This is a genomic window from Flaviflexus massiliensis (assembly GCF_001375495.1).
GTDB lineage: Bacteria > Actinomycetota > Actinomycetes > Actinomycetales > Actinomycetaceae > Flaviflexus > Flaviflexus massiliensis.
Genome location: NZ_LN831058.1, coordinates 1,134,417 through 1,159,313, shown reverse-complemented (window position 1 = coordinate 1,159,313; position 24,897 = coordinate 1,134,417). Strand labels below are relative to the sequence as shown.

General features: G+C 58.9%; 37 protein-coding genes. 2 read left to right on the top strand and 35 right to left on the bottom strand.

Going from position 1 to position 24,897, the window contains the following annotated elements:
* Positions 1–53 precede the first annotated feature (53 nt).
* The 3 genes from rpsI to truA form a co-directional block, all read right to left on the bottom strand.
* A complete protein-coding gene (rpsI, locus tag BN1241_RS09360) occupies positions 54–542 on the bottom strand; it encodes a 30S ribosomal protein S9 (protein WP_054953333.1) in 489 nt (162 codons plus the stop codon).
* Between the two features lie 35 nt (positions 543–577).
* Complete coding sequence (gene rplM, locus BN1241_RS09355; RefSeq protein WP_054953332.1) at positions 578–1,021, bottom strand: 50S ribosomal protein L13; 444 nt, start codon at positions 1,019–1,021, stop codon at positions 578–580.
* 184 nt (positions 1,022–1,205) lie between these two features.
* Positions 1,206–2,087, bottom strand: a complete 882-nt coding sequence (truA, locus tag BN1241_RS09350) for a tRNA pseudouridine(38-40) synthase TruA (protein ID WP_054953331.1) — start codon at positions 2,085–2,087, stop codon at positions 1,206–1,208.
* Positions 2,088–2,145: 58 nt separating this feature from the next.
* Here truA and BN1241_RS09345 point away from each other — a divergent pair, with 58 nt between their 5' ends.
* Both BN1241_RS09345 and BN1241_RS09340 read left to right on the top strand, forming a co-directional pair.
* Positions 2,146–2,916 (top strand): ROK family protein, encoded by a 771-nt coding sequence (locus BN1241_RS09345; protein WP_147599379.1) that lies wholly within the window; start codon positions 2,146–2,148, stop codon positions 2,914–2,916.
* Between the two features lie 193 nt (positions 2,917–3,109).
* Positions 3,110–3,547, top strand: coding sequence for a hypothetical protein (locus BN1241_RS09340; RefSeq protein ID WP_054953330.1), 438 nt, complete (start codon positions 3,110–3,112; stop codon positions 3,545–3,547).
* 230 nt (positions 3,548–3,777) lie between these two features.
* Here BN1241_RS09340 and BN1241_RS09335 read toward each other — a convergent pair whose 3' ends face one another.
* From BN1241_RS09335 to rplD, 32 genes are all read right to left on the bottom strand, one after another.
* Positions 3,778–6,459: a hypothetical protein gene (locus tag BN1241_RS09335; protein ID WP_054953329.1), complete on the bottom strand. Its 2,682-nt coding sequence runs from the start codon at positions 6,457–6,459 to the stop codon at positions 3,778–3,780.
* Positions 6,456–6,827, bottom strand: a complete 372-nt coding sequence (locus BN1241_RS09330; protein WP_054953328.1) for a hypothetical protein — start codon at positions 6,825–6,827, stop codon at positions 6,456–6,458. Before BN1241_RS09330 ends, BN1241_RS09335 begins: the two co-directional genes overlap by 4 nt.
* 198 nt (positions 6,828–7,025) lie before the next feature.
* Entirely contained in the window at positions 7,026–7,793 is a 768-nt protein-coding gene (locus BN1241_RS09325; protein WP_222704438.1) for a GTP pyrophosphokinase, read from the bottom strand.
* A 277-nt stretch (positions 7,794–8,070) separates the two neighbouring features.
* Positions 8,071–9,750, bottom strand: coding sequence for a CAP domain-containing protein (locus tag BN1241_RS09320; protein ID WP_054953327.1), 1,680 nt, complete (start codon positions 9,748–9,750; stop codon positions 8,071–8,073).
* A gap of 176 nt (positions 9,751–9,926) precedes the next feature.
* Positions 9,927–10,280, bottom strand: a complete 354-nt coding sequence (locus BN1241_RS09315; protein ID WP_054953326.1) for a cupin domain-containing protein — start codon at positions 10,278–10,280, stop codon at positions 9,927–9,929.
* Positions 10,281–10,405: 125 nt separating this feature from the next.
* Entirely contained in the window at positions 10,406–10,987 is a 582-nt protein-coding gene (rplQ, locus tag BN1241_RS09310; RefSeq protein WP_054953325.1) for a 50S ribosomal protein L17, read from the bottom strand.
* A 21-nt stretch (positions 10,988–11,008) separates the two neighbouring features.
* Complete coding sequence (locus tag BN1241_RS09305) at positions 11,009–12,013, bottom strand: DNA-directed RNA polymerase subunit alpha (protein WP_054953324.1); 1,005 nt, start codon at positions 12,011–12,013, stop codon at positions 11,009–11,011.
* Between the two features lie 77 nt (positions 12,014–12,090).
* Positions 12,091–12,489: a 30S ribosomal protein S11 gene (gene rpsK, locus BN1241_RS09300; protein ID WP_054953323.1), complete on the bottom strand. Its 399-nt coding sequence runs from the start codon at positions 12,487–12,489 to the stop codon at positions 12,091–12,093.
* 40 nt (positions 12,490–12,529) lie between these two features.
* Complete coding sequence (rpsM, locus tag BN1241_RS09295) at positions 12,530–12,898, bottom strand: 30S ribosomal protein S13 (protein ID WP_054953322.1); 369 nt, start codon at positions 12,896–12,898, stop codon at positions 12,530–12,532.
* A gap of 120 nt (positions 12,899–13,018) precedes the next feature.
* On the bottom strand, positions 13,019–13,132 hold the full coding sequence (rpmJ, locus tag BN1241_RS12385; protein WP_077138342.1) for a 50S ribosomal protein L36: 114 nt from the start codon (positions 13,130–13,132) through the stop codon (positions 13,019–13,021).
* Between the two features lie 53 nt (positions 13,133–13,185).
* A complete protein-coding gene (gene infA, locus BN1241_RS09290; RefSeq protein WP_054953321.1) occupies positions 13,186–13,407 on the bottom strand; it encodes a translation initiation factor IF-1 in 222 nt (73 codons plus the stop codon).
* 273 nt (positions 13,408–13,680) lie between these two features.
* Positions 13,681–14,508 (bottom strand): type I methionyl aminopeptidase, encoded by an 828-nt coding sequence (map, locus tag BN1241_RS09285; protein WP_054953320.1) that lies wholly within the window; start codon positions 14,506–14,508, stop codon positions 13,681–13,683.
* Positions 14,508–15,077 carry an adenylate kinase gene (locus BN1241_RS09280; RefSeq protein ID WP_054953319.1) on the bottom strand — a complete coding sequence of 190 codons (570 nt, stop codon included), beginning with the start codon at positions 15,075–15,077 and terminating at the stop codon, positions 14,508–14,510. The genes map and BN1241_RS09280 overlap by 1 nt, the downstream gene beginning before the upstream one ends.
* Positions 15,074–16,360, bottom strand: a complete 1,287-nt coding sequence (secY, locus tag BN1241_RS09275; protein WP_054953318.1) for a preprotein translocase subunit SecY — start codon at positions 16,358–16,360, stop codon at positions 15,074–15,076. Before secY ends, BN1241_RS09280 begins: the two co-directional genes overlap by 4 nt.
* Positions 16,361–16,496: 136 nt before the next feature.
* The gene (gene rplO, locus BN1241_RS09270; RefSeq protein ID WP_077138341.1) at positions 16,497–16,955 is read right to left on the bottom strand and encodes a 50S ribosomal protein L15; all 459 of its coding nucleotides are present in this window, start codon (positions 16,953–16,955) and stop codon (positions 16,497–16,499) included.
* Positions 16,955–17,128, bottom strand: coding sequence for a 50S ribosomal protein L30 (rpmD, locus tag BN1241_RS09265; RefSeq protein WP_054953316.1), 174 nt, complete (start codon positions 17,126–17,128; stop codon positions 16,955–16,957). Before rpmD ends, rplO begins: the two co-directional genes overlap by 1 nt.
* The gene (rpsE, locus tag BN1241_RS09260) at positions 17,128–17,835 is read right to left on the bottom strand and encodes a 30S ribosomal protein S5 (protein WP_054953315.1); all 708 of its coding nucleotides are present in this window, start codon (positions 17,833–17,835) and stop codon (positions 17,128–17,130) included. Before rpsE ends, rpmD begins: the two co-directional genes overlap by 1 nt.
* Positions 17,836–17,861: 26 nt before the next feature.
* Positions 17,862–18,233, bottom strand: a complete 372-nt coding sequence (gene rplR / locus BN1241_RS09255; RefSeq protein WP_054953314.1) for a 50S ribosomal protein L18 — start codon at positions 18,231–18,233, stop codon at positions 17,862–17,864.
* Positions 18,233–18,769, bottom strand: coding sequence for a 50S ribosomal protein L6 (gene rplF / locus BN1241_RS09250; protein WP_054953313.1), 537 nt, complete (start codon positions 18,767–18,769; stop codon positions 18,233–18,235). The genes rplR and rplF overlap by 1 nt, the downstream gene beginning before the upstream one ends.
* Positions 18,770–18,783: 14 nt before the next feature.
* Positions 18,784–19,182 (bottom strand): 30S ribosomal protein S8, encoded by a 399-nt coding sequence (rpsH, locus tag BN1241_RS09245; protein ID WP_054953312.1) that lies wholly within the window; start codon positions 19,180–19,182, stop codon positions 18,784–18,786.
* 87 nt (positions 19,183–19,269) lie between these two features.
* Entirely contained in the window at positions 19,270–19,839 is a 570-nt protein-coding gene (rplE, locus tag BN1241_RS09240) for a 50S ribosomal protein L5 (RefSeq protein WP_054953311.1), read from the bottom strand.
* On the bottom strand, positions 19,836–20,177 hold the full coding sequence (gene rplX / locus BN1241_RS09235; protein WP_054953310.1) for a 50S ribosomal protein L24: 342 nt from the start codon (positions 20,175–20,177) through the stop codon (positions 19,836–19,838). The genes rplE and rplX overlap by 4 nt, the downstream gene beginning before the upstream one ends.
* Positions 20,178–20,549: a 50S ribosomal protein L14 gene (gene rplN / locus BN1241_RS09230; RefSeq protein WP_054953309.1), complete on the bottom strand. Its 372-nt coding sequence runs from the start codon at positions 20,547–20,549 to the stop codon at positions 20,178–20,180.
* A gap of 70 nt (positions 20,550–20,619) precedes the next feature.
* A complete protein-coding gene (gene rpsQ, locus BN1241_RS09225) occupies positions 20,620–20,901 on the bottom strand; it encodes a 30S ribosomal protein S17 (RefSeq protein ID WP_054953308.1) in 282 nt (93 codons plus the stop codon).
* Positions 20,902–20,909: 8 nt separating this feature from the next.
* Positions 20,910–21,149 (bottom strand): 50S ribosomal protein L29, encoded by a 240-nt coding sequence (gene rpmC, locus BN1241_RS09220; RefSeq protein ID WP_054953307.1) that lies wholly within the window; start codon positions 21,147–21,149, stop codon positions 20,910–20,912.
* A complete protein-coding gene (gene rplP, locus BN1241_RS09215) occupies positions 21,149–21,568 on the bottom strand; it encodes a 50S ribosomal protein L16 (protein WP_054953306.1) in 420 nt (139 codons plus the stop codon). Before rplP ends, rpmC begins: the two co-directional genes overlap by 1 nt.
* Positions 21,562–22,386: a 30S ribosomal protein S3 gene (gene rpsC / locus BN1241_RS09210; protein WP_077138340.1), complete on the bottom strand. Its 825-nt coding sequence runs from the start codon at positions 22,384–22,386 to the stop codon at positions 21,562–21,564. The genes rplP and rpsC overlap by 7 nt, the downstream gene beginning before the upstream one ends.
* Positions 22,386–22,760, bottom strand: a complete 375-nt coding sequence (gene rplV / locus BN1241_RS09205; RefSeq protein ID WP_054953304.1) for a 50S ribosomal protein L22 — start codon at positions 22,758–22,760, stop codon at positions 22,386–22,388. The genes rpsC and rplV overlap by 1 nt, the downstream gene beginning before the upstream one ends.
* A 31-nt stretch (positions 22,761–22,791) precedes the next feature.
* Complete coding sequence (gene rpsS / locus BN1241_RS09200; RefSeq protein ID WP_054953303.1) at positions 22,792–23,073, bottom strand: 30S ribosomal protein S19; 282 nt, start codon at positions 23,071–23,073, stop codon at positions 22,792–22,794.
* A gap of 15 nt (positions 23,074–23,088) precedes the next feature.
* Positions 23,089–23,925 (bottom strand): 50S ribosomal protein L2, encoded by an 837-nt coding sequence (gene rplB / locus BN1241_RS09195; RefSeq protein WP_054953302.1) that lies wholly within the window; start codon positions 23,923–23,925, stop codon positions 23,089–23,091.
* 29 nt (positions 23,926–23,954) lie between these two features.
* Positions 23,955–24,254, bottom strand: coding sequence for a 50S ribosomal protein L23 (gene rplW / locus BN1241_RS09190; protein ID WP_054953301.1), 300 nt, complete (start codon positions 24,252–24,254; stop codon positions 23,955–23,957).
* Positions 24,251–24,895, bottom strand: a complete 645-nt coding sequence (rplD, locus tag BN1241_RS09185) for a 50S ribosomal protein L4 (RefSeq protein WP_054953300.1) — start codon at positions 24,893–24,895, stop codon at positions 24,251–24,253. The genes rplW and rplD overlap by 4 nt, the downstream gene beginning before the upstream one ends.
* Positions 24,896–24,897: the final 2 nt, after the last annotated feature.

Here is a 24,897-nt window from a genome sequence, read left to right as displayed (position 1 = left end):
GATAGAAACAACTCACCCCCGCAAATGCGGGGGTGAGTAGCGTTCGGGAAAGCTTAGCGCTTCGAGAACTGCGAAGCCTTACGGGCCTTCTTGAGGCCTGCCTTCTTACGCTCAACTGCGCGAGCATCGCGCGTGAGGAAGCCGGCCTTCTTCAGTGCCGGACGGTTGTGGTCGCGGTCAATGTTGTTGAGGGCGCGGGCAATGCCGTGGCGCATGGCGCCGGCCTGTCCGGAGGTGCCGCCACCGTTGATGCGAGCAATCACGTCGAAGCGGCCCTCGATGTCGAGGAGCGCGAACGGGGAGCTCACGAGCTGCTGGTGGAGCTTGTTCGGGAAGTAGTCTTCCAGGGTGCGGCCGTTGATGGTCCACTGTCCCGTTCCGGGGACGAGGCGAACGCGTGCAACGGCTTCCTTACGCCGACCAAGTGCTTGGCCGGGGGCGGTCAGGGACTGGCCCTGGCCTGTCTCGGGAGCATCGCTGCTCACTGTGTACGAGCTTGGGGCGTCCTCAAGCTCAACGTCTGCTGCGGTAGTCTCTGCCACAGTTCTCCTTAAAAGTTCCTGGTCCGTGCGGGGCTCTACTGAGCCACCTGGGTCAGCTCAAAAACCTCGGGGTTCTGGGCCTGGTGCGGGTGCTCTGCACCTGCGTAGACCTTGAGCTTCTTAATCTGCTGGGCTGCGAGGCGGTTGTGAGGGAGCATTCCCTTCACGGCCTTCTCGACTGCGCGCTCGGGGTACTTCGTGAGAAGTTCCTCGTAGGATACTGCGCGCATGCCACCCGGGTAACCCGAGTGGTGGTAAGCGAACTTCTGCTGACGCTTGTTACCGGTCAGGCGAACCTTCTCGGCGTTGATGATGATGACGTGGTCACCCAGGTCAGCGTTGGGAGCAAAGTTCGGCTTGTGCTTCCCACGGAGCAGGGTGGCAACTTGAGCTGCCAATCGGCCGAGCACAACGTCGGTGGCGTCAATGACGAACCACTTAGATTCAACGTCGCCGGGCTTAGGTGTGTACGTACGCACGGGCTATGCCTTCGTTTCTCATGTGGGGAAAGCTGTTCGCATGGCTCACGTTCAGCTTCCACCAGGGTAAATGAACAAATCTCGTTGTTGTTTTCAACGCCAGGCGAGTGGGAACGCACAGACGGATAACACAACTTTCATAACTGTAGTGGCACGGCCCAACCTGGTCAATTGCTTGAGCCAGCTATGTGAGTGGGTTCTCACGGACACGGCGCGCCATTTCAGCCCGTTCAGCGTATCGCTGCGGGTCCGGATAGTCCACCATTTCGAGGGTGAGTCCGTGAGCCGGAGCAACAATGACTCCCCGGTCACGGCTCTGTTGCTCAAGGCGTTCCTTCGGCCAGGTCACGGGCCGCTTGCCCCGGCCAACTTCGATAAGAGTGCCAACAATGGTGCGGACCATGGAGTGGCAGAAAGCATCAGCCTCCAGGTCAACGACCAGCAGGCCAGCATCGGGGCCCAGCTCTGGTCGTGACACCGCAAGCTTCCGCAAAGTCCTGATCGTGGTGGCGCCTTCGCGGGGTTTGCAGAAGGAGAGGAAGTCGTGCTCCCCCAGCAGATCAGCACCGGCGATCATCATCGCCCTCTCATCCAACGCATCAGTTCGTAGCGCGATGTGGCGGGTAAAAACTCCGGGGATATCGCGGTCGTCAATCCGGTACCGGTAGGCCCTGCCTAGCGCTGAGAAACGAGCATCAAAATCTTGGGAAACAACGGTTGCGCCAGATAGGACCACCTCGGTAACGAGGCGGGCGGGCCCGCCTGCCTCTCCCCCATCTCTTGCTAACACTCCGGAGACGCGGGTGAGGAATGCCTGTTCGGGTGTACGGTCGGATCGGCCGGGGAGCCGCGCCCAGGCTTCGTCTTCGACGTCCACGTGAGCGACCTGGTGGGAGGCGTGCACGCCAGCATCGGTCCGCCCCGCCACGGTCAGCTTCACCTCGTGCCGCAAAACCGTCTCCAGGGCTGCCGTAAGGGTCCCTTCGACGGTGCGGAGGCCGGGCTGGGCAGCCCAGCCATGGAACGACGTCCCGTCGTACGCCAAGTCGATACGGATGCGTTTCATCCAACAAGTTTCGCACACGGTGGCGGTCGTTCCGGCAATGGATGCTAGCGTCTTGTTCATGGACAATAATTCGCACGAGGGACCTCTCACCCTCGGGGTGGACTGCGGTGGCGGCGGTATTAAGGCAACCGTCTTGGACGCTAGTTCTTTCCAGATCGCCCCCGCACTGCGCGAGCCCGTGCCCTACCCGCTTCCCCCGTCGAAACTCCTGTCGCTCGTGGCGGGCATGGCGAAGCAGCTACCGACCTTCGATCGGATCACGTTGGGCATGCCCGGCATGATCCGCCACGGCATTGTTGTCCACACCCCGCACTATATTTGCCGGTCGGGACCCCGGACGAAGCCCGTGCCCGAGCTCATGTCGCAGTGGCAGGATTTTGATATGCAGGGGGCGCTGAGCAAAAAACTCGACGTGCCGGCACTCGTGTTAAACGATGCGGAGGTGGCGGCCTCCGGTATCGTGACCGGCCAGGGTCTAGAGTTCTTCATGACACTTGGCACTGGGCTCGGAACCGCTCTCGTCGATCGGGGTGTCCTTTCCCCTCACCTCGAGATCTCACACGCACCGATGCGCTGGGGGCTAACTTTTGACGATGTGCTTGGCGAACACGAGCGGCGCAGGCTTGGTGACTCCGCCTGGTCGAGGCGCGTCCTTCGCGCCATCGAACTGCTCTATCCCGTAATCCGGTGGGACACGATCTATATCGGTGGCGGCAACGCCTCCCGTATTGTCCCGACCGTTCGCGAGCGCCTTCCCGAAGCAAACTTCGTCTCAAACGCTGCGGGCATGTCATCCGGTGTTCGTGCCTGGAGCCTGTCGGGAAGGTAAACCCTTCAACTACATACTTAAGTCCAAGTCAAACTAACGGTGAACAATGTGCTCACGCATCGTTGTTCGTCCTTCCAACTATTAGTGTTGAACTATGAACAGTAAGCCAGGAGTTTTCGTTCTCAGCTTGCTATCCCTCATTGGGTTGGCATCTTGCGATGGTAGCGAAACCCCACAACAAGAGGAGAGCACCGTGACGACAGCTGTAGAAGACCTTCCCACACAGGTTGAAACCACTCTTGCGGAAGAAGGATGGACGAAACTTCAGTATGGAAGTACGGGCGCTCTTAACACTGTGGTTGAGATGGAGAGGGAGTCGGAGAGTGGGGGCACTGGACGCTTCATCATTCAGTCCCGCACAACCAGCATCGCTCCCGAGCAGATCCGTGAGGAGCGCATAACGAGCCTGGAAATTGATTCTTCAACAAAGGATGTGTCTGATGTTGGGACTCGTGAATTCGGGGCTGAACCGGCCTTCGGACTCCAGTACTTCAATACTGACAACGAGAGAACAACACAGTCTTGGTATACACGCAGCGGCGATCAGCTCCTGACAATTACCGTGGACTATCCAGGAGAGGGCGATATTCCGTCCGACATAACTGCGGCACTTGACGCTGTCACTCTCTAGTCACCTTGAGGTCGACTGAAAGTCCGTATCAAGGGCCAAAGTCTTCTTCATGAACTTTTCTGGGGGTCTCACCGATGCGGTGAGGCCCCCAGATGCTTTAGAGCGCTTCGCCCTCACAGTGACTGCTTGATAACCCTGTACATCTCGGATCTTCTCGAGGATCCCTTCACAAGTACTGGCGTACCCGAACGAGCAAGGTTCAGGTACGCCAGTGCTATCGCGCGCTTCAATCAGGGGTTATAGTTCACCGAATCGTTGTAAGCATTATCAACGATGTCGGCAATGTCATTGTTGAAGTCGGCGGTATTATCGCCATCGCCGAGGCGGTAATCGTTGACCCAGAGGTTATAAGCCTGTTGCTCCTCCGGTGTCATCTGGCCCCACTGGGTGATTGTGCCGTCGGGGTTAACGAAGATCTGGTTTGATCTGACTTCCTCCCGTTGCTGCTCAAGCGCCGCGAGTTCCTCTGGAGTCAAGGCATTTTCAAGTGCCTCATTGCCCGCAATAATGCCGTTAGCATTACTCATGTCACGCAACTGACGCTCGATATTTTCGAGCCCCACACCACGGGCGTCTTGGGCATTTTCTTCGTTATTCGTCGAGAGGAATGCATCGTACGACGTCTCGGTAGCGCCCTCCTGCCCCTTCTCAATGGCAGTTTGCACATAGTCAGGGAGTTCATCCCAACCCGGGATTTTCGAGACAGGGAGGAAGTCAGTCACAAAATCGATTGAACTGCGAACGGTCGAATTCCGAGCATCGGCCGCCGCCCCCTGAGCAACGTCGGCGTTGTAGTCGGCTAGCTCAAGGTGGGTAAGTAAAGTACCGTAGTCACCCGCTACGTCGTTGTAATATGCCCCGTTACCTTCAATCTCAGCCTGGATCATTTCGGTCCTCATACCTGCAGCGGCCGACGTGGAGATCTTGCCGAGTGCCGAATCCGCAACCTGTTCAGACCATGCCTGGAGCTCTTCAGCGCTTGCGTCACTGCCGGGATGTGCGGGCGTGTCGTATGAGAGATCGAAGAAGAACCCATTTTCAGAATCGGTGAGAGCATTGTGGAGCTCCGGTGAAAGCGCCAAGGTGTAGCCGCTACCGTCGAGGCTCTGCATGTACGGTGGTGCGCCTGCAACTCCGGAAGGAAGACTAATTTCTCGTGCAAGATCCGAGGTGTACTCCTCCAAGATCGAGCCCGCCATGTGACGCAATCCGGCATTGTTCCGACCAAAGTAGTCCTGCCCTTCACCTTCCTTATTACTTAGGAAATTCCAATCAGAGACTTTGTCGTCACCCCCGAGGAGTCCGGGCGTCTGGTCTCGTTGCAGCCCATCGTTGTATCCGTCAAGGAATCCATTAAGAATTTCGAAAGTCTCCGGATGTTGACGAGCATCCGGTGTCGATGTCGCCTCATCGATGATAGTTCCGAGCTGAGTGCCCTGGTCGGGCCACGGAGCCTGATCCATATCGGTTACGTGACCAACCAGGTAGGCTGTCATGTTTGTATTGTCGTTACCGTAGTCGAAGCCCGTCTCGGAGCCGAGGAATGTTCGTGTCGCATCAGGGTTGCCATCCATCACCTTGAACATGTTGTACAGGGGATCCCTGAAATCTGTCGGGCTTGCCCCTGACATCATTTCGAACTGGAACGGACTCTCGTGACGCCACTGAACGATCTGGTGTCCCAGCGAGTTGGTTCCACCATCATTAAGGAAACCATCGGAGAGCGCGAGATTCTCATAGTGGTCACCTGTCGCACCCAGCATCTGCGTGAGATAGTAGTAGCCGCTCGTGCCGTTATAGCCATAGTTACCTTGAGCAGCTTCACCAATATCGCCAAGGTACTGCGGCGCCCACTCTTCATACCCGGTGTTGCCAGAGAAAACCAGAGCATCCCTGCCACCTTGCCACACGTCCCAAGCAGTATTACTTCCGCCGGCCGGTTCTGATCCGGTGGCGAGCATGAGGGCAGCCCCCATGTTTGCCTGGAACTCGCTGTAGGCGGCCTGGTATTCGGCCGGCAAACTCACCATGTAGTCGCGTTGTGCACCCGAGATTTCGAACATCTGCTCGGGAGGTACACGGTCGGCGAATGCTGCGGCGAAGAAGGGGTCATTGGCAAGCAAATCCCCGTACTGTTCGTTGAAGGCCTCGAGAGCTTCCTGAGAGGGCATGCCGCCCTCACCGCTCGTATCATTCAGTAGCTCGACAGCACCTTCAACATCCTCTTGAGCGTTCTCCCAGCGAGCATTCGAACCAATATGATCAAGGTCCCCGAAGAGTTCTACGCCAATGTTGTTCCGGTTCGGCGTGTAGGGATCCCCACCGTCAGTTGCGATATCGCGGGGAACGAGACCGTCGATTGCGGCCGCCACAAGTCCGCCCTTTTCCTCAGCGATCCCGTCGACTTCATCAACAGACTGGTTGTAGTACCGTGCCAGGTCATCTTGATTCTCTTCCAGAGTCTCGTGCTCTTCCTGGATGAGCCGATCAAACTCTGACGTATCAACGGTGACACCCGGCTCAGCCCGAGCGATAGCAGCGGCCTTCTGTTCCTCATACGATTCAACATTCTCGTCGTGGACCCGACGCGCTTCGTCCCACTGCTGCTGGTAGTCGGGAATGGTTGTTCCTACCAGGGTGTCATAGGCGGACTGGTAGTCATTGATAGCAGTTGCAGCATTGTTGAGCGCGGCTTCAGCGTCACCAATACGGGACTGGACCACGTTCGCTTCGCTTGAATATGCTGCAGCTGCGCTACCGGTCCAGACATCTATTGCACCGCCCTGTTGGGCTATAGATGTCTCCATGAGGGCGGAAGCAACGTTATCAAGCGCTCCCGCAAACTCCGTAACCGACGTTGATTGAGTAGGAAGCGGGAGTGCTGCCGAACCGGACTTCGTCGAATAGCTCATGAATCTACCTCCACCGAGGATGTCAGGAATTCAAAATCTTGAGTGATGACTGACTCAGTCGAGTCTGCGTTTGAAAGAGTTTCCGCAGATCCCGACCCGAGTACTCCGCAGGCATCCGAAAACTCAAGAACGATTAAATTCATCGTTTCGATGAAGTATCCCATTTCCTTCTTCATACTCTCGGTGCCAGAATTATCTGTCTTACCGGAGCCACCAACCGTATCAATCGGTAAAGGTTTAACACGGCTGTCGGCTTCGCCACTCAATTCGTTGACGCCGAACGCGATGTTGGCAAGAGTTTGTCCGTCATTCCAGCCAGTCTGCGCATGCGTATTCAGCTCGCTGCGATCGTAATTGATGACACCCACAGGCACCCTTTCACATTCTTCCCAGAACTCAGTCCTTTTCAGCCTAGTGGCGATGTTGAAAATTCTCGCGCTGGCGAAAAATTGTTTGCCAATTCTTAACCCACGTTCCGGCTCGTAAAACCCTAGAATCGTTCAATTGATAGTGAAAGGACTGGGTTGGGGAGCGATCCCCGCCAAGGAGTTACTAACGTCCGCTGGCTATTGCAGGTTCTTGAGCAGATCTTCAAGAGTGGTCGAAGGTGAGAGTTCGATACGTGCCCCGGCCTCAGCATCCGGGTCGGGGTGAAGGGCCTTGACAGCATCGCTTACCCCTTCCATCTTCACGTCCAGCTCCCCCACCATCTGCGCCGCTTCATACAGCTGATCTTTGAGGTAGTCGGGAATGTCGGACTCAAACTTGTAGTAGATCTTGTGTTCGAGGCTGGCCCAGAAATCCATGGCAATCGTACGGATCTGGAGTTCGACGCGGACTCGTTCTTCACCGTGGGAGAGGAACACGGGAATCTCGACGATGAGGTGGAGGCTGCGGTAACCATTGGGTTTCGGGTTCTTGATGTAGTCCTTGACCTCGAGCAGCTCCACGTCGGGCTGCTCGGTGAGCATGTTGGCGATAACATATGCGTCCTTGAGGAAGCTACAGACAATGCGGATTCCTGCAATGTCAAAGATGTTGTCCCGAATGCCGTCGATCGAGATCGGGAAGCCGCGTGCCTTCACCTTCTTCATGATGCTTTCGGGTGATTTGATCCGGCTCGTCACGTGCTCGATCGGACTGTAGTCGTGCAACTGGGAGAACTCTGCCTTGAGGATGTTGATCTTGGTCAGCACCTCCTCCATACCAAACTCGTAATTGAGCATGAAGCGGGTGAAAGCGAGACGGAACTGGTGGATGTCCTTCACCTCGGTGTTCCGCACCAAATTCAAGACCCTGCCGTCTTCCTTGCCACGCTCCATAACGACTCTCACTTTCAGAAAATTCTGAACCCCGGCCGCGCACATAACGCCGACCATTCCTCTCATCCTAAGACACCGCCGCCGGCAGACCCACGCAGATGAACCAGTTCGTTCTGCTGTGACTCCTCCGTACCAGGATTCAGGCACATATCTTCCACGCTTCATTCAGAAACGAGCAGAACCAGTAAACAATGCTTGGGTACCGGGTGCTGTTATGCCTTGGAATATGGTCGTGCCGGGGTAGGAAAGATCCCGCCCCGGCACAGCCTTCACTGCTGAAGTGTTTCAGCTACTCGACTCGGTTGATGGCGGGGGTATCGATGCCGTCACCATTCCAGTCACCGATCACGATCGTGTCGGTTGTGTAACCAAAGGCTACAGACCGCTCCGCATTACCACCGGAATGATTGTTGTTGACGTGGATAATGTTGCCTCGTCGCAGGGTCACCGTGTCCATCCCGTCCCCATTGAAGTCGCCAACTAGAACGAGGTCCCCGGTCCGCCCGTAGTTGTAGCTGCGCTGGGCGTAGCCACCAACCAGCGTGTTGTTGATGTGGAAGGTTGTGTTCCTGCGGACGCTGATCGTGTCGGTCCCGTTGCCATCCCAGTCACCAACGATCACTTCGTCCGCCTTCTTGCCGTAGTCGAATGCAATATCAGCGTTTCCGCCACGCAGTGTGTTGTTGAGGAAAAAGCGGTTGCCACGGCGCACCCCGAGGGTATCGGTGCCGTTGCCGTCCCAGTCACCGATGATGACCTCGTCCCCTGCCTTGCCGTAGTTGAACTGGATGTCGGCTGAGCCGCCTGAGATCGTGTTGTTGAGGTAGAAGGTGTTGCCGCGGCGCACACCAAAGGTGTCGGTTCCGTTGCCGTCCCAGTCACCAACAATGACGTCGTCACCGACGCGGCCGTAAACGACCGATTGGGCAATGGCGAGGGTGGACCAGTCATTCGTCAGATGCATGTAGTTCTTGATCGAGGGCTGAGGAGCAGCGGGGGTCCCCGAGACCGTCACCGTCGTCGAATAGGTCTTTCCCGAGGTAGTTGCGGTGATGGTTGCCTTGCCGCCACCAACAGCGCGATAGGAGCCATTTCGATCAATGGTCAGAACGCTACTGTTCGAGGATGTGTACGTCGCATCGATCGTGACGGGAACCGCGCGCAGCCACGTCATGGCCTTCGCAGACCCTGTCACCTCTGCCGTACCCGTAGCTCCCGAGTTCAGGGACACCGGGACCACGATTTGGCCCGACAGCCTGTTGAGGTTCGAGGCGTTAACAGCAGCTTCGAAAGTGTAGGTGCCCTTAAGCTTGGTGCCGCCCGTTGAGGTAGAGGTCGCGCCTTCCATCCACCCCACCGTCACGCCACCGACGCGAGCAAAGCCGTAGGACTTGTAGCGGGGGTTCAGGAGGTTGTAGAGGTGGCCGGTGTCGTTGTTGAAGGCACCGTTGTAGCGGATGAGATCATCGCGCTCCCCCGCCCACGAACCGTTCTTCACATCGGCAATCGACACGGCGATATCTGCCTGGGTGGTGAGGATCTCGCCGGGCCAACGCCCGCGAACATCAGCTTCCTTGTAGGAGCTACCGTCAGGACGCACATGACCCCAGGTGATGTTCTGTTCATAGGCCCTCTGAAGAGCGGAACGTTCCAGGTCCGTGCTCCACTGGACCGCGTTGATGTACTGCTCCCGGGTCATCCCCTGCTCTTGCACAACCTTGTAGAGCGGCTTCCCGTCGAACAGTACCTCTTTGTCGTCGTACATCTTTGCGCGAATCTCTCGCAAAGCGGGAAGCGCCTCCGCCTGAATCTTGGCCTGATCGACCGCGAGATCAGCGGAGACAAGGGTTCCCGTGCCCGGGTTTGTCCCGAGGCGAGGATCTGCTGCCGCATTCGCAGGCACTGTGAACAGTGCGGTTGATAAGAACAAAACAAGGGCAAGAACGGAGCCCAGGACACGAGAGGCCACAAAGTTTCCTTCAGTCGGGGAAAGTTAGGTCTCAATTCAATAACAAACTGAGTCACTGGCAGAATACCAGGTCAAATTCTCCCAGTTAGTCGTTCTGCGTCCTATTTCAAGCACGTTTGTTCACCTTCATGCACACGTTGCCCACGGTTCACGAACTGAGTCCGGAAAATGCGGGATTACGAGACTGACTGTCGTTCGTCGTGGCTATCGGTCCCCTCAATCCCCGTGACGGTCGTGAGGAGAAAAACCGAGTCCAGATTTGCCACCACTCCGTGGCGTACGTGGGTCAGAGCCTTGAGCTCGCCCTCCCGGATCGTGTCTGTCTCGGTACCCACAATCGTGATCTCACCTTCGATCACGAAGATCGATGCTGCGGGAGGAGAGTTGTGTGGAGCAAGCTCCGTCCCCTCGGTCAATGCAAGTACCGACTGTCGTAGCGGCCCGTCATGCACAACGATCGCGGCATGCCTCCCGGTGTCGGATTCCTTCGCAACCCTCTTTGCTTCGTCGACGACATCCATGAGTTTCATGGCGAACTCCCTTCGTTCTCCTCCCATTCGACCACCCAACAAGCAGGAGGTCCAGGGTCACGAAGCAATGAAAGCTAAAGGGCCAGGGAAAATCCCTGGCCCTTTCAAAGAATCACTCCTGCGAGTTACTTCTCTTCCTCGGTGACTTCCTCAGCAGCTTCTGCTGCCTCGGGAGCATCCGCGGACTCCGCTGCTGCGGCGGAGTCGGTGGACTCTGCGGACTCAACGGAGTCAGCTGCCTCGGCAGATTCGACAGAGTCGGTGGACTCGACTTCTTCTGCTTCTTCAGCTGCGGCAGCCTTCACGGCTGCCTTCTCGGCTTCAGCAACAACGGCCTGCTTGGGCGAAACTGCTTCGGTCACGAGGGAGATGACGGCCATTGGAGCGTTGTCGCCCTTGCGGTTACCGATCTTGACGATGCGGGTGTAACCGCCCTCGCGCTCGGCGAAGGTGGGGGCGAGCTCTTCGAAGAGGATCGCGACAGCGGAACGGTCGGTGATGTCCTTGAGGACGTCACGACGAGCAGCGGTCGTGCCCTTCTTGGCCTTGGTGATGATACGTTCCGCGTAGGGGCGGAGGCGACGTGCACGCTTCTCGGTGGTCGTGATCGAGCCGTGCTCGAACAGCGACTTCGCGAGGTTGGCCAGCATGGCCTTTTCGTGAGCGGCGCTTCCCCCGAGGCGGGGACCCTTAGAGGGCTGAGGCATGATGTCTCCTTGTAATGATTGTCAGTGCGCGGCGTCGTCGCTGAACATGGACGAACCGTAGGAATCGTCGTAGCCACCCATGAAGGCGCCAGGGGAATCCTTGAGTGCAAGGTCGAGCTTTGCGAGCTCGTCCTTCACGTCCTCGATCGACTTCGCACCGAAGTTACGAATATCCAGCAGATCTGCCTCAGAGCGCAGGATGAGCTGGCCAATGGTTTCGATTCCTTCACGCTGCAGGCAGTTCTGCGAACGTGCGGGAAGATTGAGAATGGTGATGGGACGCTGCAGGTCCGAAGACTGCGCCTCTTCCACGGGGGCCTCGCCGAGTTCAATACCCTCAGCCTCAAGGTTGAGTTCAGCTGCAAGACCAAACAGTTCAACGAGAGTCTTACCTGCGGAAGCGAAAGCATCGCGGGGGTTCGTTGACGGCTTGGTTTCCACATCGACAATGAGCTTGTCGAAGTCGGTGCGCTGCTCAACACGAGTAGCTTCGACCTTGTAGGACACCTGAAGGACCGGCGAGTAGATCGAGTCCACGGGGATACGACCAATCTCGGCATCAGGGTTCTTGTTCTGTGCGGCGGAAACGTAGCCACGGCCGCGCTCAACAATCAGGTCGATCTCGATCTTGCCCTTCTCGTTGAGAGTGGCAATGACCAGATCCGGGTTGTGGATCTCTACACCAGCGGGCGGGTTGATGTCACCAGCGGTAACAACACCGGGGCCCTGCTTGCGAACATACATCTGAACCGGTTCATCGTTCTCGGAAGAGACAACGAGTTCCTTGATGTTCAGGATGATTTCGGAAACGTCTTCCTTCACGCCTTCGATGGTCGAGAACTCGTGCAGAACCGAGTCGATCTTGATCGAGGTGACTGCCGCACCGGGGATGGAGGACAGCAGGGTGCGACGGAGCGAGTTACCCAGGGTGTAGCCGAAGCCGGGCTCGAGGGGTTCAAGAATGAACTTGGCCCGGTATTCGGAAATAACTTCCTCGGAGAGGACGGGACGCTGTGCGATTTGCACGATATTTTCCTTTCAGCAGTGACCGCTATATGACACTGCAGTACGGAACCGGCACCGAGGTGGGCCGGGTCAACAAATCAGACGCGGCGGCGCTTGGGAGGACGGCAACCGTTGTGTGCCTGCGGGGTGACATCCGAAATGGAGGTGACCTCGAGGCCGTTGGCGGTCAGGGTACGGATCGCGGTTTCGCGGCCCGAGCCGGGTCCCTTCACGAAAACGTCGACCTTCTTGAGGCCGGATTCCATGGCGCGGCGAGCTGCGGTCTCTGCAGCCAGCTGAGCAGCGTAGGGGGTGGACTTACGAGAGCCCTTGAAGCCCATCATGCCGGAGGATGCGGTCGAGATGACTGCACCGGTCGGGTCGGTGATGGTCACAATGGTGTTGTTGAAGGTCGACTTGATGTGGACCTGACCATTGACAATGTTCTTGCGCAGTGCGCGACGTGGGCGCGCAGCGGTACGTGACTTAGGGGGCATTAGTTACATTCTCCTTGAGATCATCGGTTCGCTGAGCGAACTACTTCTTCTTGCCTGCAACGGTGCGCTTCGGGCCCTTGCGGGTACGAGCATTGGTCTTCGTGCGCTGGCCACGAACGGGGAGGCCGCGACGATGGCGGATACCCTGGTAGCTGCCGATCTCGATCTTGCGGCGAATGTCTGCCTGAACCTCGCGGCGCAGGTCACCCTCCACCTCGTAGTTCGAATCGATGAAGGTACGAATCTTAACCTGGTCATCCTCGGTGAGGTCCTTCACCCGAACGTCGGGGGAAACACCGGTGCCGGCGAGGATTTCGGAGGCGCGAGTGCGCCCAATTCCGTAAATGTATGTGAGTGCAACCTCTACCCGCTTTTCACGGGGGAGATCAACACCTGAAATACGTGCCAACTTTAACTCCTGTTGGTAGGCCGGAGGTGTGGTGCGCTACCGTCCAGTTCCTGGTCCATGGCCTCCGGGCCACGGGCAAATCTGTAGCGCTGTCGCGGGCGGGTGCCCACTTTCAGGGATTCAGCCCTGACGCTGCTTGTGCCGCGGGTTTGTGCAAATAACCATGACGTTGCCGTGGCGACGAATCACCTTGCAGTTGTCACAGATGCGCTTCACGCTTGGCTTGACCTTCATGTCCAACCTTCTTTAAGCCCGGGAGGTTTCCCGGGCTCGGTGTAGTGCGGGGCTTACTTGTAGCGGTAGACGATTCGACCGCGGTTCAAGTCGTAGGGAGTAAGCTCCACAACAACCCGATCCTCGGGCAGAATCCTGATGTAGTGCTGACGCATTTTGCCCGAAATGTGGGCGAGCACAATGTGCCCATTTGTCAGTTCCACACGGAACATCGCATTGGGAAGTGCTTCTGCAACAGTTCCCTCAACCTCGATGACGCCGTCTTTCTTCGCCATAACCCCCGCTAACGCAGTTAATCTGAAATGCTATCGGTTGATAGCTACGGTATCCCTGCTGATACAAGGCACCGACTATTCAGTTTAGAGGAAAGCGGACTCGAACTGTAGGGGGAAGAGATGTGCAACGTCGCACAAGGAGTTCTAATCTCAGAGCGCGGGGCTGTCGGACTACTGACTCATATTGATTGGGGAGGCGCCGAGCATCAGCTACTCGGCGCCTCCCCAATCAATTATGAGTCAGCTGCTGGGCGGTCGCTTAACTTGTTGTGACTAGTCGAGCGGCACCGGGGTAATACCGAAAGGCTTGAGGCCTTCCACTCCCCCGTCACGTGCGGTCAGCACCCAGATGCCGTCCTTGTGGATGGCAACCTGGTGTTCCCAGTGGCAGGCATTGGAGCCGTCCTTGGTCACCACGGTCCAGTCGTCGTCCAGAACTTCGTTCGCGGGCCGGCCAAGTGTCAGCATGGGTTCTACGCAGAGGACCATACCGGGCTTGACCTTGGCGCCCTTGTTGCGGGCGCGGTAGTTGAGGACATCGGGAGCCATGTGCATTTCACTCCCGATGCCGTGGCCCATGTATTCCATGACAAGGCCCGGGCGTTCGTTCTCGGGAATCGAATCGACGTAGTCTTCGATCGCTCCCCCAACCTCACCCACGTGCTTCGCGTTTGCGAGGGCTGCGATGCCGTGCCACATGGCGGTCTCGGTGTGGTGTGAGAGCTTCTTGTTCACTTCGGATGCGTTTGGCATCGTCACCGTGAAGCAAGCATCACCGTGCCAACCGTCGAGGACCGCACCGCAGTCGAAGGAGACAATATCGGAATCGGTGATGACGCGGTCACCGGGGATTCCGTGGACGATCACTTCGTTGACGGAGATGCAGGCGTTGGCGGGATAGCCGTAGTAGCCGAGGAAGTTGGAGCGGGCTCCCGCTTCCTGGAGCACCCTACCCGCAACGAGGTCGAGTTCCCCGGTTGTCATACCGGGCTTGACAGCCTCCCGCAGAGCGTCATGGATGTCGGCAACGATGAGGGCGGATTTCCTCATCTTGACGATCTGCTCGTTGGACTTGTACTCGATTGCTTCGCGACCGAACATTACTGTGCCTTGAGGACGGCCTGGATGCGTTCTTGGACCTCGTCCACGGATCCGAGTCCGTCCACGCGGTGGAGGATGCCTCGCTGCTCGTAGACGCGGGACAGCGGCTTCGTCTGCTCGACGTAGACTTCCATGCGCCTGCGAATGATGTCCTCGGTGTCATCGGCGCGGCCTTCGATCTCGGCACGCTTGAGCAGACGCTCAACAAGCACCTCGGGTTCGGTCACGAGCTCGACGACGAGGTCGACTTCGCGGCCCTGCTCGAGGAGGATCTCGTCGAGTGCCCCGACCTGCTGGAGGGTGCGGGGGTAGCCATCAAGGAGGAAGCCGTTGTCGGTATCCGGCTCGTTCAGCCGGTTCTTCACCAGTGCGTCCGTAATGTCATCGGGAACGAACTCTCCCCGATCCATGTAGCCCTTGGCGATGGTGCCGAGCTCGGTGCCTTCGGAAATGTTGGTGCGGAAGATGGCGCCGGTGGAGATGGCGGGGATGCCGAGCGATTCGGTGAGAATCGTGGCCTGGGTGCCCTTGCCTGCGCCGGGTGCACCAAGAATGATCATGCGGTTCATCGGAGGAAACCTTCGTAGTGTCGTTGCTGGAGCTGGGCGTCGATATCCTTCACGGTCTGCAGACCAACGCCCACGATGATGATGATGGACGTGCCACCGAATGCCATCATCGTGATGCCGAGCTGGTTGAAGACGATGGTCGGGATGAGGGCAATGATCGCCAGGTAGAAGGAGCCTACCCAGGTGATACGAGTGACAACGTTCTTGAGGTAGCGGGCTGTCGGTGCGCCGGCGCGGATGCCGGGAATGAACCCGCCGTAGCGTTTCATGTTGTCAGCCACCTCTTCGGGGTTGAAGGTGATCGACGTGTAGAAGAACGCGAAGAAGATAATGAGCAGAGCGAACGTCAGGAGGTAGAGCGCGGAGGTCTGGTTGTAGTTCGCAGACAGCCACTGCACCCAGCCGGCAGTCGGGTCACCGAACTGCATCGCCATCGTCGGTAGCGCAAGAAGCGAGGTGGCGAAGATGACGGGGATGACGTTAGCCATGTTGATCTTGATCGGAATGTAGGTGGTGGAACCACCGTAGGTGCGGCGGCCCACGACGCGCTTCGCGTACTGGACGGGGATGCGACGCTGGGATTGCTCAACGAAGACCACTACGACGGTAATCGCGAGGAACAGAACAAGAATGAAGATGAGGTTCTGAACGCCGTTGTTCGAGCGCAGCACCTGTCCGAGGGCCGGCGGGAAGGAGGCACAGATACCGGAGAAGATAAGAATCGACATACCGTTGCCGACACCGTATTCCGTGATCTGTTCACCCATCCACATGATGAGGCCCGTCCCCGCGGTCATCGCCAAAATGGCGAGCAGAATCATGGCCGGGGACGTGTCCGGGAAGGGGTTGACGCTACAGCCGAGGAAGAGGCTCGAGTTTGCGACCGAGATGACGACTGCGGACTGCATGACGGCAAGACCGATCGTCAGGTAGCGCGTGTACTGCGTGAGCTTCGCGGTGCCCGACTGGCCTTCCTTGTGAAGCTCCTCGAAACGAGGAATCACGACGCGCAGAAGCTGCACGATAATTGAGGCGGTAATGTACGGCATGATGCCCAGCGCGAAAATAGAAAGCTGGAACATGGCGCCGCCCGAGAACATGTTGAGCATCGTCAACAGGTCAGCGGAGCCGGATTCGGCTAGACACTGTTGAACGTTTTCGTAGCTGACTCCGGGTGCCGGAACGAACGTACCGAGACGGAACAGCACGATGATACCCAGCGTAAACAGCAGCTTGCGGCGCAGGTCCGGTGTGCGGAAGGCCGAGACGAATGCGGAAAGCAAACTTCCTCCTTGGTGGTGAGACCCGGTGGGGGCCACAGACAGTGTAACGCGCCTGACAAACGATCAAAGAACCGCGACAAGCGTGCAATGAGGCGGGCCGTCATCCGGCCCGCCTCATGTTGCTAATTGTGGTGCTTCATCGTGCGGAGATGGAGCCGCCAGCAGCTTCAATCTTCTGCTGAGCGGATGCCGACCACTTGTCGGCCTCCACCTTCACCTTGACCGAGATCTCGCCCGTACCGAGAACCTTGACAGGGTGGCCCTTGCGGACTGCGCCCTTGGCAACAAGTTCGTCTACGGTCACGTCGCCGCCCTCGGGGAAGAGGGAGTTGATGCGATCGAGGTTGACCACCTGGTATTCGACGCGGAACGGGTTCTTGAACCCGCGCAGCTTCGGCATACGCATGTGCAGGGGCATCTGCCCACCCTCGAACCCGATCGGGACCTGGTAGCGAGCCTTCGTACCCTTGGTACCGCGGCCAGCGGTCTTACCCTTCGAGCCCTCACCGCGGCCGACACGGGTCTTCGCCTTGTGTGCGCCGGGTGCGGGTGCGAGATCGTGGAGCTTGGTGACGTCGTTCGTGTTTTCCGACATCATGCCTCCTCTACGGTGACGAGGTGCGAAACAACGTTGATCATTCCGCGAACCTCGGGACGGTCCTCACGCTCAACGCTCTGGCCCACCTTGCGCAGGCCGAGCGACAGCATGGTGTCCCTCTGCTTCTTGTTTCCACCGATGGTGGACTTGGTCTGAGTAATCTTCAGCATCACGCACCCACTCCGGCTGCTGCGGCTTCGTTCTCAGCTTCGGCTACTTCAGCGGCCTGCTTCTCGCGCTGTTCAGCGTCGTAGGACGCACGCTGGCGGAGCATGGCTGCGGGAGCGACCTGCTCGAGGGACTTGCCGCGGCGGGCCGCGACAGCCTCTGGCTGTTCGAGCTGACGAAGAGCTGCGACGGTTGCGTGAACGATGTTGATGGCGTTCGACGAACCAAGCGACTTGGTCAGGATGTCATGGATGCCGGCAGCTTCCATGACTGCACGCACCGGGCCACCGGCGATTACGCCGGTACCTGCGGATGCGGGGCGCAGGAAGACAACGCCTGCTGCGTCCTCACCCTGAGTGGTGTGCGGGATGGTGCGGCCGATGAGGGGAACGCGGAAGAAGTTCTTCTTCGCTTCCTCGGTGCCCTTGGAGATAGCCTGGGGCACTTCCTTGGCCTTGCCGTAGCCAACACCGACGGTGCCGTTACCGTCACCGACGACAACAAGTGCGGTGAAGGAGAAGCGGCGGCCGCCCTTCACTACCTTGGATACGCGGTTGATGGTGACGACGCGCTCAATGTAGGCGTCTTTCTGTTCGTTGCGACGGTCGTTGTTTCCACGACGTCCCCTGGGACGGTCGGAACCGGAACGCTCATTGTTGCGCTCGCCGTCGCCTTCCGGACCGTTGGTCCGACGCTGCGATGCAGCCATAGTTTTCCTCTACTCTCGTTCCGTCACTACAGGGTAAGGCCAGATTCGCGGGCACCGTCTGCCAGGGCCGCGATGCGACCATGGTACTGGTTTCCGCCACGGTCAAAGACCACGGACTCTACACCTGCAGCCTTGGCGCGTTCGGCGACGAGTTCGCCAACCTTGCGTGCCTTAGCGGTCTTGTCACCATCGTTGTCGCGCAACTCCACCTCGAGGGAGGATGCTGAGGCAACCGTGTGTCCGGCCAGGTCGTCGATAACCTGGGCAACGATGTGGCGATTGGATCGGGTAACAACGAGGCGCGGACGCGCGGCGGTACCGGTGATCTTCTTGCGAAGGCGAAGGTGCCGACGCTTGCGGGCAACAAACTTGCCCTTTCCCTTGATCGAGACAGCCATCACTTACCAGCCTTTCCGGCCTTGCGGCGGACGTGTTCACCAGCGTAGCGAACGCCCTTACCCTTGTACGGTTCAGGCTTGCGGAGCTTACGGATGTTGGCCGCGATCTCCCCTACCTGCTGCTTGTCGATACCGCTCACGGTGATCTTGGTGGGGCCTTCAAGCTGGAAGGTGATGCCTTCCGGGGCCACGACCTCGATCGTGTGCGAGTAGCCGAGAGAAAGCTCCAGGTTGGAGCCCTTCTGGACTGCGCGGTAACCGGTACCAACGATCTCGAGCTTCTTGGAGAAGCCTTCGGTTACGCCGGTGACGTTGTTGAAAATGAGTGTGCGGACCAGGCCGTGGAGCGAACGTGATTCACGCTCGTCGTCAGGACGGGACACGACAATCGCGCCATCTTCCTGAGCGACGGTGATCGGGGCAGGAACCGTGTAGGACAGGGAACCCTTGGGGCCCTTGACCGAAACGTCCTGACCGTTGATCGTCACGTCAACACCGGAGGGAACGGTCACGGGTAGCTTACCAATACGAGACATGTGTGTTTCCCTCCTTACCAGATGTAGGCGAGGACTTCTCCGCCCACACCCTTGTCCTTGGCCTCACGGTCGGTGAGCAGACCTGAGGAGGTGGACAGAATTGCCACGCCCAGGCCGCCCAGAACGGTCGGCAGCTTCGTTGACTTAGCGTAAACGCGCAGGCCCGGCTTCGAGATACGACGAAGTCCGGCGAGCGAACGCTCACGGTTGGGTCCAAATTTCAGGTTGAGCGTGAGGGTCTTGCCGACCTCTGCATCGTCAACATCAAAGCTCGCGATGTAGCCTTCGCGGACAAGAATGTCCGAGATGGCTCCCTTGAGCTTCGAGTACGGCATGGAAACCGTCTCGTGGTACGCCGAGTTGGCGTTTCGCAGACGCGTCAGCATGTCTGCGATGGGGTCTGTCATTGTCATCGGGCCTGCGCCCTTTCCCGTCGCGGTTTCCTTAGGACCTGCGACGTAGATGGAATTACCAGCGGGTGAATGCTATTCAAAGCGTGTTCAGTTTTCCTTGAACGGGAAACCGAGGTGACGAAGGAGTGCGCGTCCCTCGTCATCGTTGTTAGCGGTGGTGACGATCGTGATGTCCATGCCGCGCGTGCGGTCGACCTTGTCCAGGTCGATTTCGTGGAACATCGACTGCTCGGTCAGACCGAACGTGTAGTTGCCGTGACCGTCAAACTGCTTCGGGGAGAGGCCGCGGAAGTCACGGATGCGGGGCAGTGCGAGCGACAGGAGCCTGTCGAGGAACTCCCACATGCGGTCGCCACGCAGCGTGACGTGGGCACCGATGGCCTGGCCTTCACGCAGCTTGAACTGTGCGATGGACTTGCGGGCCTTGGTGACCTGCGGCTTCTGACCGGTAATGGCGGTCAGGTCCGCGATTGCGCCGTCGATGACCTTGGAGTCGCGTGCTGCGTCTCCGACACCCATGTTGACAACAATCTTATCGAGCTTCGCTACCTGGTTCGGGTTCTTGATCGAGAACTCTTCGATCATGGCGGGCACGATCTTCTCGCGGTAGTTCGTCTTGAGTCGAGGGGTTACCTTCTCAGTCGTTGCTTCGCTCACAGCTCGATCTCCTCTCCGCCACGGCGGCCGATGCGGACACGGGTCTTGCGGGTACGACCGTCGCGCTCCACCTCAACCTCCTTGTAACCAACGCGGACCGGCTTCTTGTCCGGCCCCACGAGGGCAACGTTGGAGATGTGGATGGGGGCTTCAACGGTTTCGATGCCGCCGGAAGCGGAAGCTCCGGGCTGCCCGGCCTTCGTGTGCTTCTTGACGCGCATAACACCCTCAACGATCACGCGGTCGCGTGCCGTGTCAACGGTGAGGACACGTCCCTGGAGGCCCTTATCGCGGCCTGCGATCACCTGGACGAGGTCGCCCTTCTTGATCTTCGCCATCTACAGCACCTCCGGAGCCAGTGAAACGATACGCATGAACTGCTTGTCACGAAGCTCGCGACCCACGGGACCGAAGATACGGGTACCGCGCGGATCCTGACCATCGGTCTTGATAATCACGGCAGCGTTCTCGTCGAAGCGGATGTACGAACCATCGGGACGACGGTTTTCTTTCTTGGTGCGGACGATAACAGCCTTGACTATTTCGCCCTTCTTAACATTGCCGCCAGGGATTGCATCCTTGACGGTGGCAACGATGGTGTCGCCAATTCCGGCGTAGCGTCGGCCTGAACCGCCGAGCACCTTGATGCAAAGGATTTCCTTCGCACCGGTGTTGTCGGCGACCTTGACCCGCGACTCTTGCTGGATCATGAACTATCTCCTGTCGTCGTGCCGGTTCTCTTGCGAGCCTGGCCGAACGGATGGGTTGGTGGGGAGAAGACTACTTGGCCTTCTCGATGACCTCGACCACGCGGTAGTGCTTGGTAGCAGACAGCGGGCGGGTCTCCATGATGCGAACGAGGTCTCCCACGTGCACTTCATTGTTTTCGTCGTGCGCCTTAACCTTCTTGGAGCGACGGATGACCTTGCCGTAAAGGGCGTGCTTCACCTGCTCCTCAACCTCGACGACCACGGTCTTGTCCATCTTGTCGGACACGACATAGCCGCGTGCGGTCTTGCGGTAGTTGCGCTCAAGCGACTCGGTGTTCTGAGTGTCAGTCACTGTCGTCCTCAATTCTTCTCTGCCGGAGCGGTCCGGATCTTGAGCTCACGCTCGCGAGCAATGGTGTAGATGCGGGCGACGTCGCGACGTACTGCCTTCAGTCGGCCCTGATCCTCGAGCTGCCCGGTGGCGGCGGAGAAGCGCAGGTTGAACAGTTCAGCCTTGCATTCGGCCAGGCGCTCTTCGAGCTCCTGATCGGTCATCTTGTCCAGATCTTCAGGGAACAGTCCCTTGGTTCCTACTGCCATCAGTTGTCACCGCCTTCACGCATAACGAAACGAGTCTTCATGGGCAGCTTGTGCTGCGCACGGGACATGGCCTCGCGAGCAAGTGTCTCGTCGACACCGGAGAGCTCGAAGAGGATACGGCCCGGCTTGATGTTGGCAACCCAGAACTCGACCGAACCCTTACCGGAACCCATGCGGACTTCGGCGGGCTTCTTGGTCAGCGGGCGGTCGGGGAAGATGTTAATCCACACCTTGCCACCACGCTTGACGTGACGGGTCATGGCGATACGAGCTGCCTCGATCTGACGGTTGGTGACGTATGCCGGCTCGAGAGCCTGAATGGCATAGTCACCAAACGCGATGGTGTTACCACCCTTGGAGTAACCCGAACGGGTGGGGCGATGCTGCTTGCGGTACTTAGTCCTGCGAGGGATCAGCATTGTCTATGCCTCCGATTCGCTGGTAGATGCGGCCTGCTCGGCCTGCGGCTTGCTTGGACGGGGGCGACGTGCGCCTCCGCGTGCGGCTTGCTTGGACGGGGGCGACGTGCGCCTCCGCGGCGTTCGCCACCGCGGCCACGACCGCGCGGAGCTTCGTTGAGCTGGCGCTGGTATTCGGCTTCGGTGATGTCGCCCTTGTAGATCCACACCTTGACACCGATACGACCGAAGGTGGTCTTGGCTTCGTGGAAGCCAAAGTCGATGTTGGCGCGGAGGGTGTGCAGGGGCACGCGGCCTTCGCGGTAGAACTCCGAGCGCGACATTTCAGCGCCACCCAGACGACCCGAGACCTGGACACGGATGCCCTTGGCGCCGGAACGGAGAGCGGACTGAACGCCCTTGCGCATGGCACGTCGGAAGGAGACACGCGATGCGAGCTGCTCCGCGATACCCTGCGCGACGAGCTGTGCGTCAGCTTCGGGGTTCTTGACCTCAAGAATGTTGAGCTGCACGGCACGGCCGGTCAGCTTCTCAAGCTGCTGCTTGAGGCGATCAGCCTCGGCGCCACGGCGACCGATGACGATGCCGGGGCGAGCAGTGTGAATATCGACCTCGACGCGGCCAGACTTGCGGGAGATGTTCACGCGAGAAATACCCGCGCGCTCAAGTCCCTCTTCCATCATGTTACGGATGGCAATGTCTTCGGCGACGAAATCCTGGTAACGCTGTCCCTTAACGGTCGAATCAGCGAACCAGCGCGAACGGTGTTCGGTGGTAATGCCGAGTCGGAACCCGGTCGGGTTGACCTTTTGTCCCACTAGCGGGTCCTCCCCTTCTTCTGGGCGACTTCGTCGCCGACAATGATCGTGATGTGGCTCGTGCGCTTCAGGATCTGGTTTGCCCTACCCTGCGCACGGGGCTGGATCCTCTTCATTGTCGGGCCCTCGTTGACGTAGCTTTCGACGATGTGAAGCGAATCGATGTCGAAACGCTCCCCAGCCTGATCTGCTGCCTGGCGAGCATTCGCCATAGCCGACTCCAGGAGCTTACGGACAGGTTCCGCAGCGGCCTGGGGCGCGTATCGCAGCACGTCGACGGCCTCGACAGCACGCATTCCGCGGACGTGGTCCACGACACGGCGTGCCTTCATGGGCGTAATACGAATGTATCTCGCCTGTGCCTTGGCTTCCATGTGTTCCTAACTTTCTTAGTCGCGGCGCGCCTTAGCGGCGGCGTCCCTTGCGGTCGTCCTTCTCGTGACCCTTGAAGGTCTTGGTCGGAGCAAACTCTCCGAGCTTGTGACCAACCATGGATTCGGTGACGAACACCGGAACATGCTTGCGGCCGTCGTGGACTGCGAACGTGTGTCCCAGGAAGTCCGGTGTAATGACCGAACGGCGGGACCACGTCTTGATGACGTTCTTGCTGCCCTTTTCGTTCTGAGCATCGACCTTCCTCTGAAGGTGCTCGTCGACGAAGGGGCCCTTCTTCAAACTGCGTGGCATATCGTTCGCCCTCTCCTATCGGTTCTTGCCGGACTTGCGACGGCGGACGATCTGCTTGTCGCTGGCCTTGTTCGGACGGCGGGTGCGGCCTTCCTTCTGTCCCCAGGGGGAGACGGGGTGGCGACCACCGGAGGTCTTACCCTCACCACCACCGTGCGGGTGGTCAACCGGGTTCATGACGACACCGCGGACGGAAGGACGAACGCCCTTCCAGCGCATGCGGCCGGCCTTGCCCCAGTTGATGTTGGACTGCTCGGCGTTGCCGACCTCGCCCACCGTTGCACGGCAGCGAGCATCGACGTTGCGGATTTCGCCGGACGGCATACGCAGCTGAGCGTTCTTGCCTTCCTTGGCGACGAGCTGGACCGACGAGCCTGCGGAACGCGCGATCTTTGCTCCACCACCGGGACGCATCTCCACTGCGTGGATGACGGTACCAACGGGGATGTTGCGCAACGGCAGGTTGTTGCCGGGCTTGATGTCCGCGGCGGGACCCTGCTCGATGCGGTCGCCCTGCTTCACGCGGGCGGGAGCAACGATATAGCGCTTGTCGCCATCTGCGAAGTGCAGGAGGGCAATGCGTGCGGTGCGGTTGGGGTCGTATTCGATGTGTGCAACGGTTGCCGGTACGCCGTCCTTGTCGTGACGACGGAAGTCGATCACGCGGTACTGGCGCTTGTGGCCACCACCCTTGTGGCGGGTGGTGATGCGGCCGTTGTTGTTACGACCACCGGTCTTGTGCAGCGGACGGACGAGTGACTTCTCCGGCTCGGAGCGGGTCAGCTCGACAAAGTCAGCCACGGACGAGCCACGACGACCCGGTGTCGTGGGCTTGTACTTGCGGATACCCATGAGTTAAATCCTCAATCTTCCTGCCGGCCTCAGCCGATCTGCCCGTAGAGTTCGATGGAACCTTCACGCAGGGTCACGATGGCGCGCTTGGTGTCCTTGCGCTTGCCAATACCGTCACGCGTGCGGCGGGTCTTGCCCTTGCGGTTCATGGTGTTAACCGAATCAACCTTGACGTCGAAGATCTTCTCGACAGCGATCTTGATTTCGGTCTTGTTGGAGCTGGGCGCAACTTCAAATACGTACTTGCCTTCGTCCTCGAGTCGGTAAGACTTCTCGGTCACGATGGGGCGGATGATGATGTCGCGCGGATCCTTGCTGTGAAGGTTCACTTCTCCTCCTCCTGGCCGCCACCAACAAACGAGGTGATTGCGGACTCGGTGAAGACGACATCGTCGTTGACCATGACGTCATAGGTGTTGAGCTGTTCCACGGTGAGGACGTGTGCCTCAGCAAGGTTGCGGACAGACTTGGTGCTAACCAGGTCGCCACGAGACACGACAACGAGTGCCTTGCGGTCCGCGATAGCGGTCTCGAGGAGGCCGCGTGCTGCCTTGGTGGACGGGGTGTCACCTTCGACGAATGCCGAGACGACGTGGATGCGGCCGGCGCGTGCACGATCGGACAGTGCCGAACGGAGCGCAGCAGCCTTCATCTTCTTCGGGGTGCGCTGCTCGTAGGAGCGGGGCTGAGGTCCATGGACCACGCCGCCTCCCGCGAACTGCGGAGCGCGGATCGAACCCTGACGAGCACGACCGGTGCCCTTCTGCTTGAACGGCTTCTTGCCACCACCGCGAACGGCTGCACGGGTCTTCGTTGCAGCGGTGCCGCGACGTGCAGCAGCCTGCTGTGCAACAACAACCTGGTGGATCAGGGGGATGTTCAGTTCCACATCGAAGATCTCAGCGGGGAGATCGAAGGAACCGGACTTCGCGCCAGCGGTGTCGAGAATATCGACGGTGAGGTTCGCCATTG

Bases quoted from the DNA above. Each gene is read 5' to 3' on its own strand.
- rplN (WP_054953309.1), bottom strand. From the start codon at position 20,549: ATGATCCAGCAAGAGTCGCGGGTCAAGGTCGCCGACAACACCGGTGCG.
- rplV (WP_054953304.1), bottom strand. From the start codon at position 22,760: ATGGAAGCCAAGGCACAGGCGAGATACATTCGTATTACGCCCATGAAG.
- rpsH (WP_054953312.1), bottom strand. From the start codon at position 19,182: ATGACAATGACAGACCCCATCGCAGACATGCTGACGCGTCTGCGAAAC.
- BN1241_RS09280 (WP_054953319.1), bottom strand. From the start codon at position 15,077: ATGAACCGCATGATCATTCTTGGTGCACCCGGCGCAGGCAAGGGCACC.
- map (WP_054953320.1), bottom strand. From the start codon at position 14,508: ATGTTCGGTCGCGAAGCAATCGAGTACAAGTCCAACGAGCAGATCGTC.
- rpsK (WP_054953323.1), bottom strand. From the start codon at position 12,489: ATGCCCCCTAAGTCACGTACCGCTGCGCGCCCACGTCGCGCACTGCGC.
- rpmJ (WP_077138342.1), bottom strand. From the start codon at position 13,132: ATGAAGGTCAAGCCAAGCGTGAAGCGCATCTGTGACAACTGCAAGGTG.
- BN1241_RS09315 (WP_054953326.1), bottom strand. From the start codon at position 10,280: ATGAAACTCATGGATGTCGTCGACGAAGCAAAGAGGGTTGCGAAGGAA.
- rplX (WP_054953310.1), bottom strand. From the start codon at position 20,177: ATGGCGAAGATCAAGAAGGGCGACCTCGTCCAGGTGATCGCAGGCCGC.
- rplO (WP_077138341.1), bottom strand. From the start codon at position 16,955: ATGTCGGAAAACACGAACGACGTCACCAAGCTCCACGATCTCGCACCC.
- BN1241_RS09345 (WP_147599379.1), top strand. From the start codon at position 2,146: ATGGACAATAATTCGCACGAGGGACCTCTCACCCTCGGGGTGGACTGC.
- truA (WP_054953331.1), bottom strand. From the start codon at position 2,087: ATGAAACGCATCCGTATCGACTTGGCGTACGACGGGACGTCGTTCCAT.
- rplP (WP_054953306.1), bottom strand. From the start codon at position 21,568: ATGCTGATCCCTCGCAGGACTAAGTACCGCAAGCAGCATCGCCCCACC.
- BN1241_RS09335 (WP_054953329.1), bottom strand. From the start codon at position 6,459: ATGAGCTATTCGACGAAGTCCGGTTCGGCAGCACTCCCGCTTCCTACT.
- rplB (WP_054953302.1), bottom strand. From the start codon at position 23,925: ATGGGTATCCGCAAGTACAAGCCCACGACACCGGGTCGTCGTGGCTCG.
- rpsS (WP_054953303.1), bottom strand. From the start codon at position 23,073: ATGCCACGCAGTTTGAAGAAGGGCCCCTTCGTCGACGAGCACCTTCAG.
- rplQ (WP_054953325.1), bottom strand. From the start codon at position 10,987: ATGCCTCAGCCCTCTAAGGGTCCCCGCCTCGGGGGAAGCGCCGCTCAC.
- rplD (WP_054953300.1), bottom strand. From the start codon at position 24,895: ATGGCGAACCTCACCGTCGATATTCTCGACACCGCTGGCGCGAAGTCC.
- rpmD (WP_054953316.1), bottom strand. From the start codon at position 17,128: ATGCTGAAGATTACTCAGACCAAGTCCACCATCGGTGGAAACAAGAAG.
- rplR (WP_054953314.1), bottom strand. From the start codon at position 18,233: ATGGCTGTCTCGATCAAGGGAAAGGGCAAGTTTGTTGCCCGCAAGCGT.
- rpmC (WP_054953307.1), bottom strand. From the start codon at position 21,149: ATGGCAGTAGGAACCAAGGGACTGTTCCCTGAAGATCTGGACAAGATG.
- infA (WP_054953321.1), bottom strand. From the start codon at position 13,407: ATGGCGAAGAAAGACGGCGTCATCGAGGTTGAGGGAACTGTTGCAGAA.
- rplF (WP_054953313.1), bottom strand. From the start codon at position 18,769: ATGTCTCGTATTGGTAAGCTACCCGTGACCGTTCCCTCCGGTGTTGAC.
- rpsE (WP_054953315.1), bottom strand. From the start codon at position 17,835: ATGGCTGCATCGCAGCGTCGGACCAACGGTCCGGAAGGCGACGGCGAG.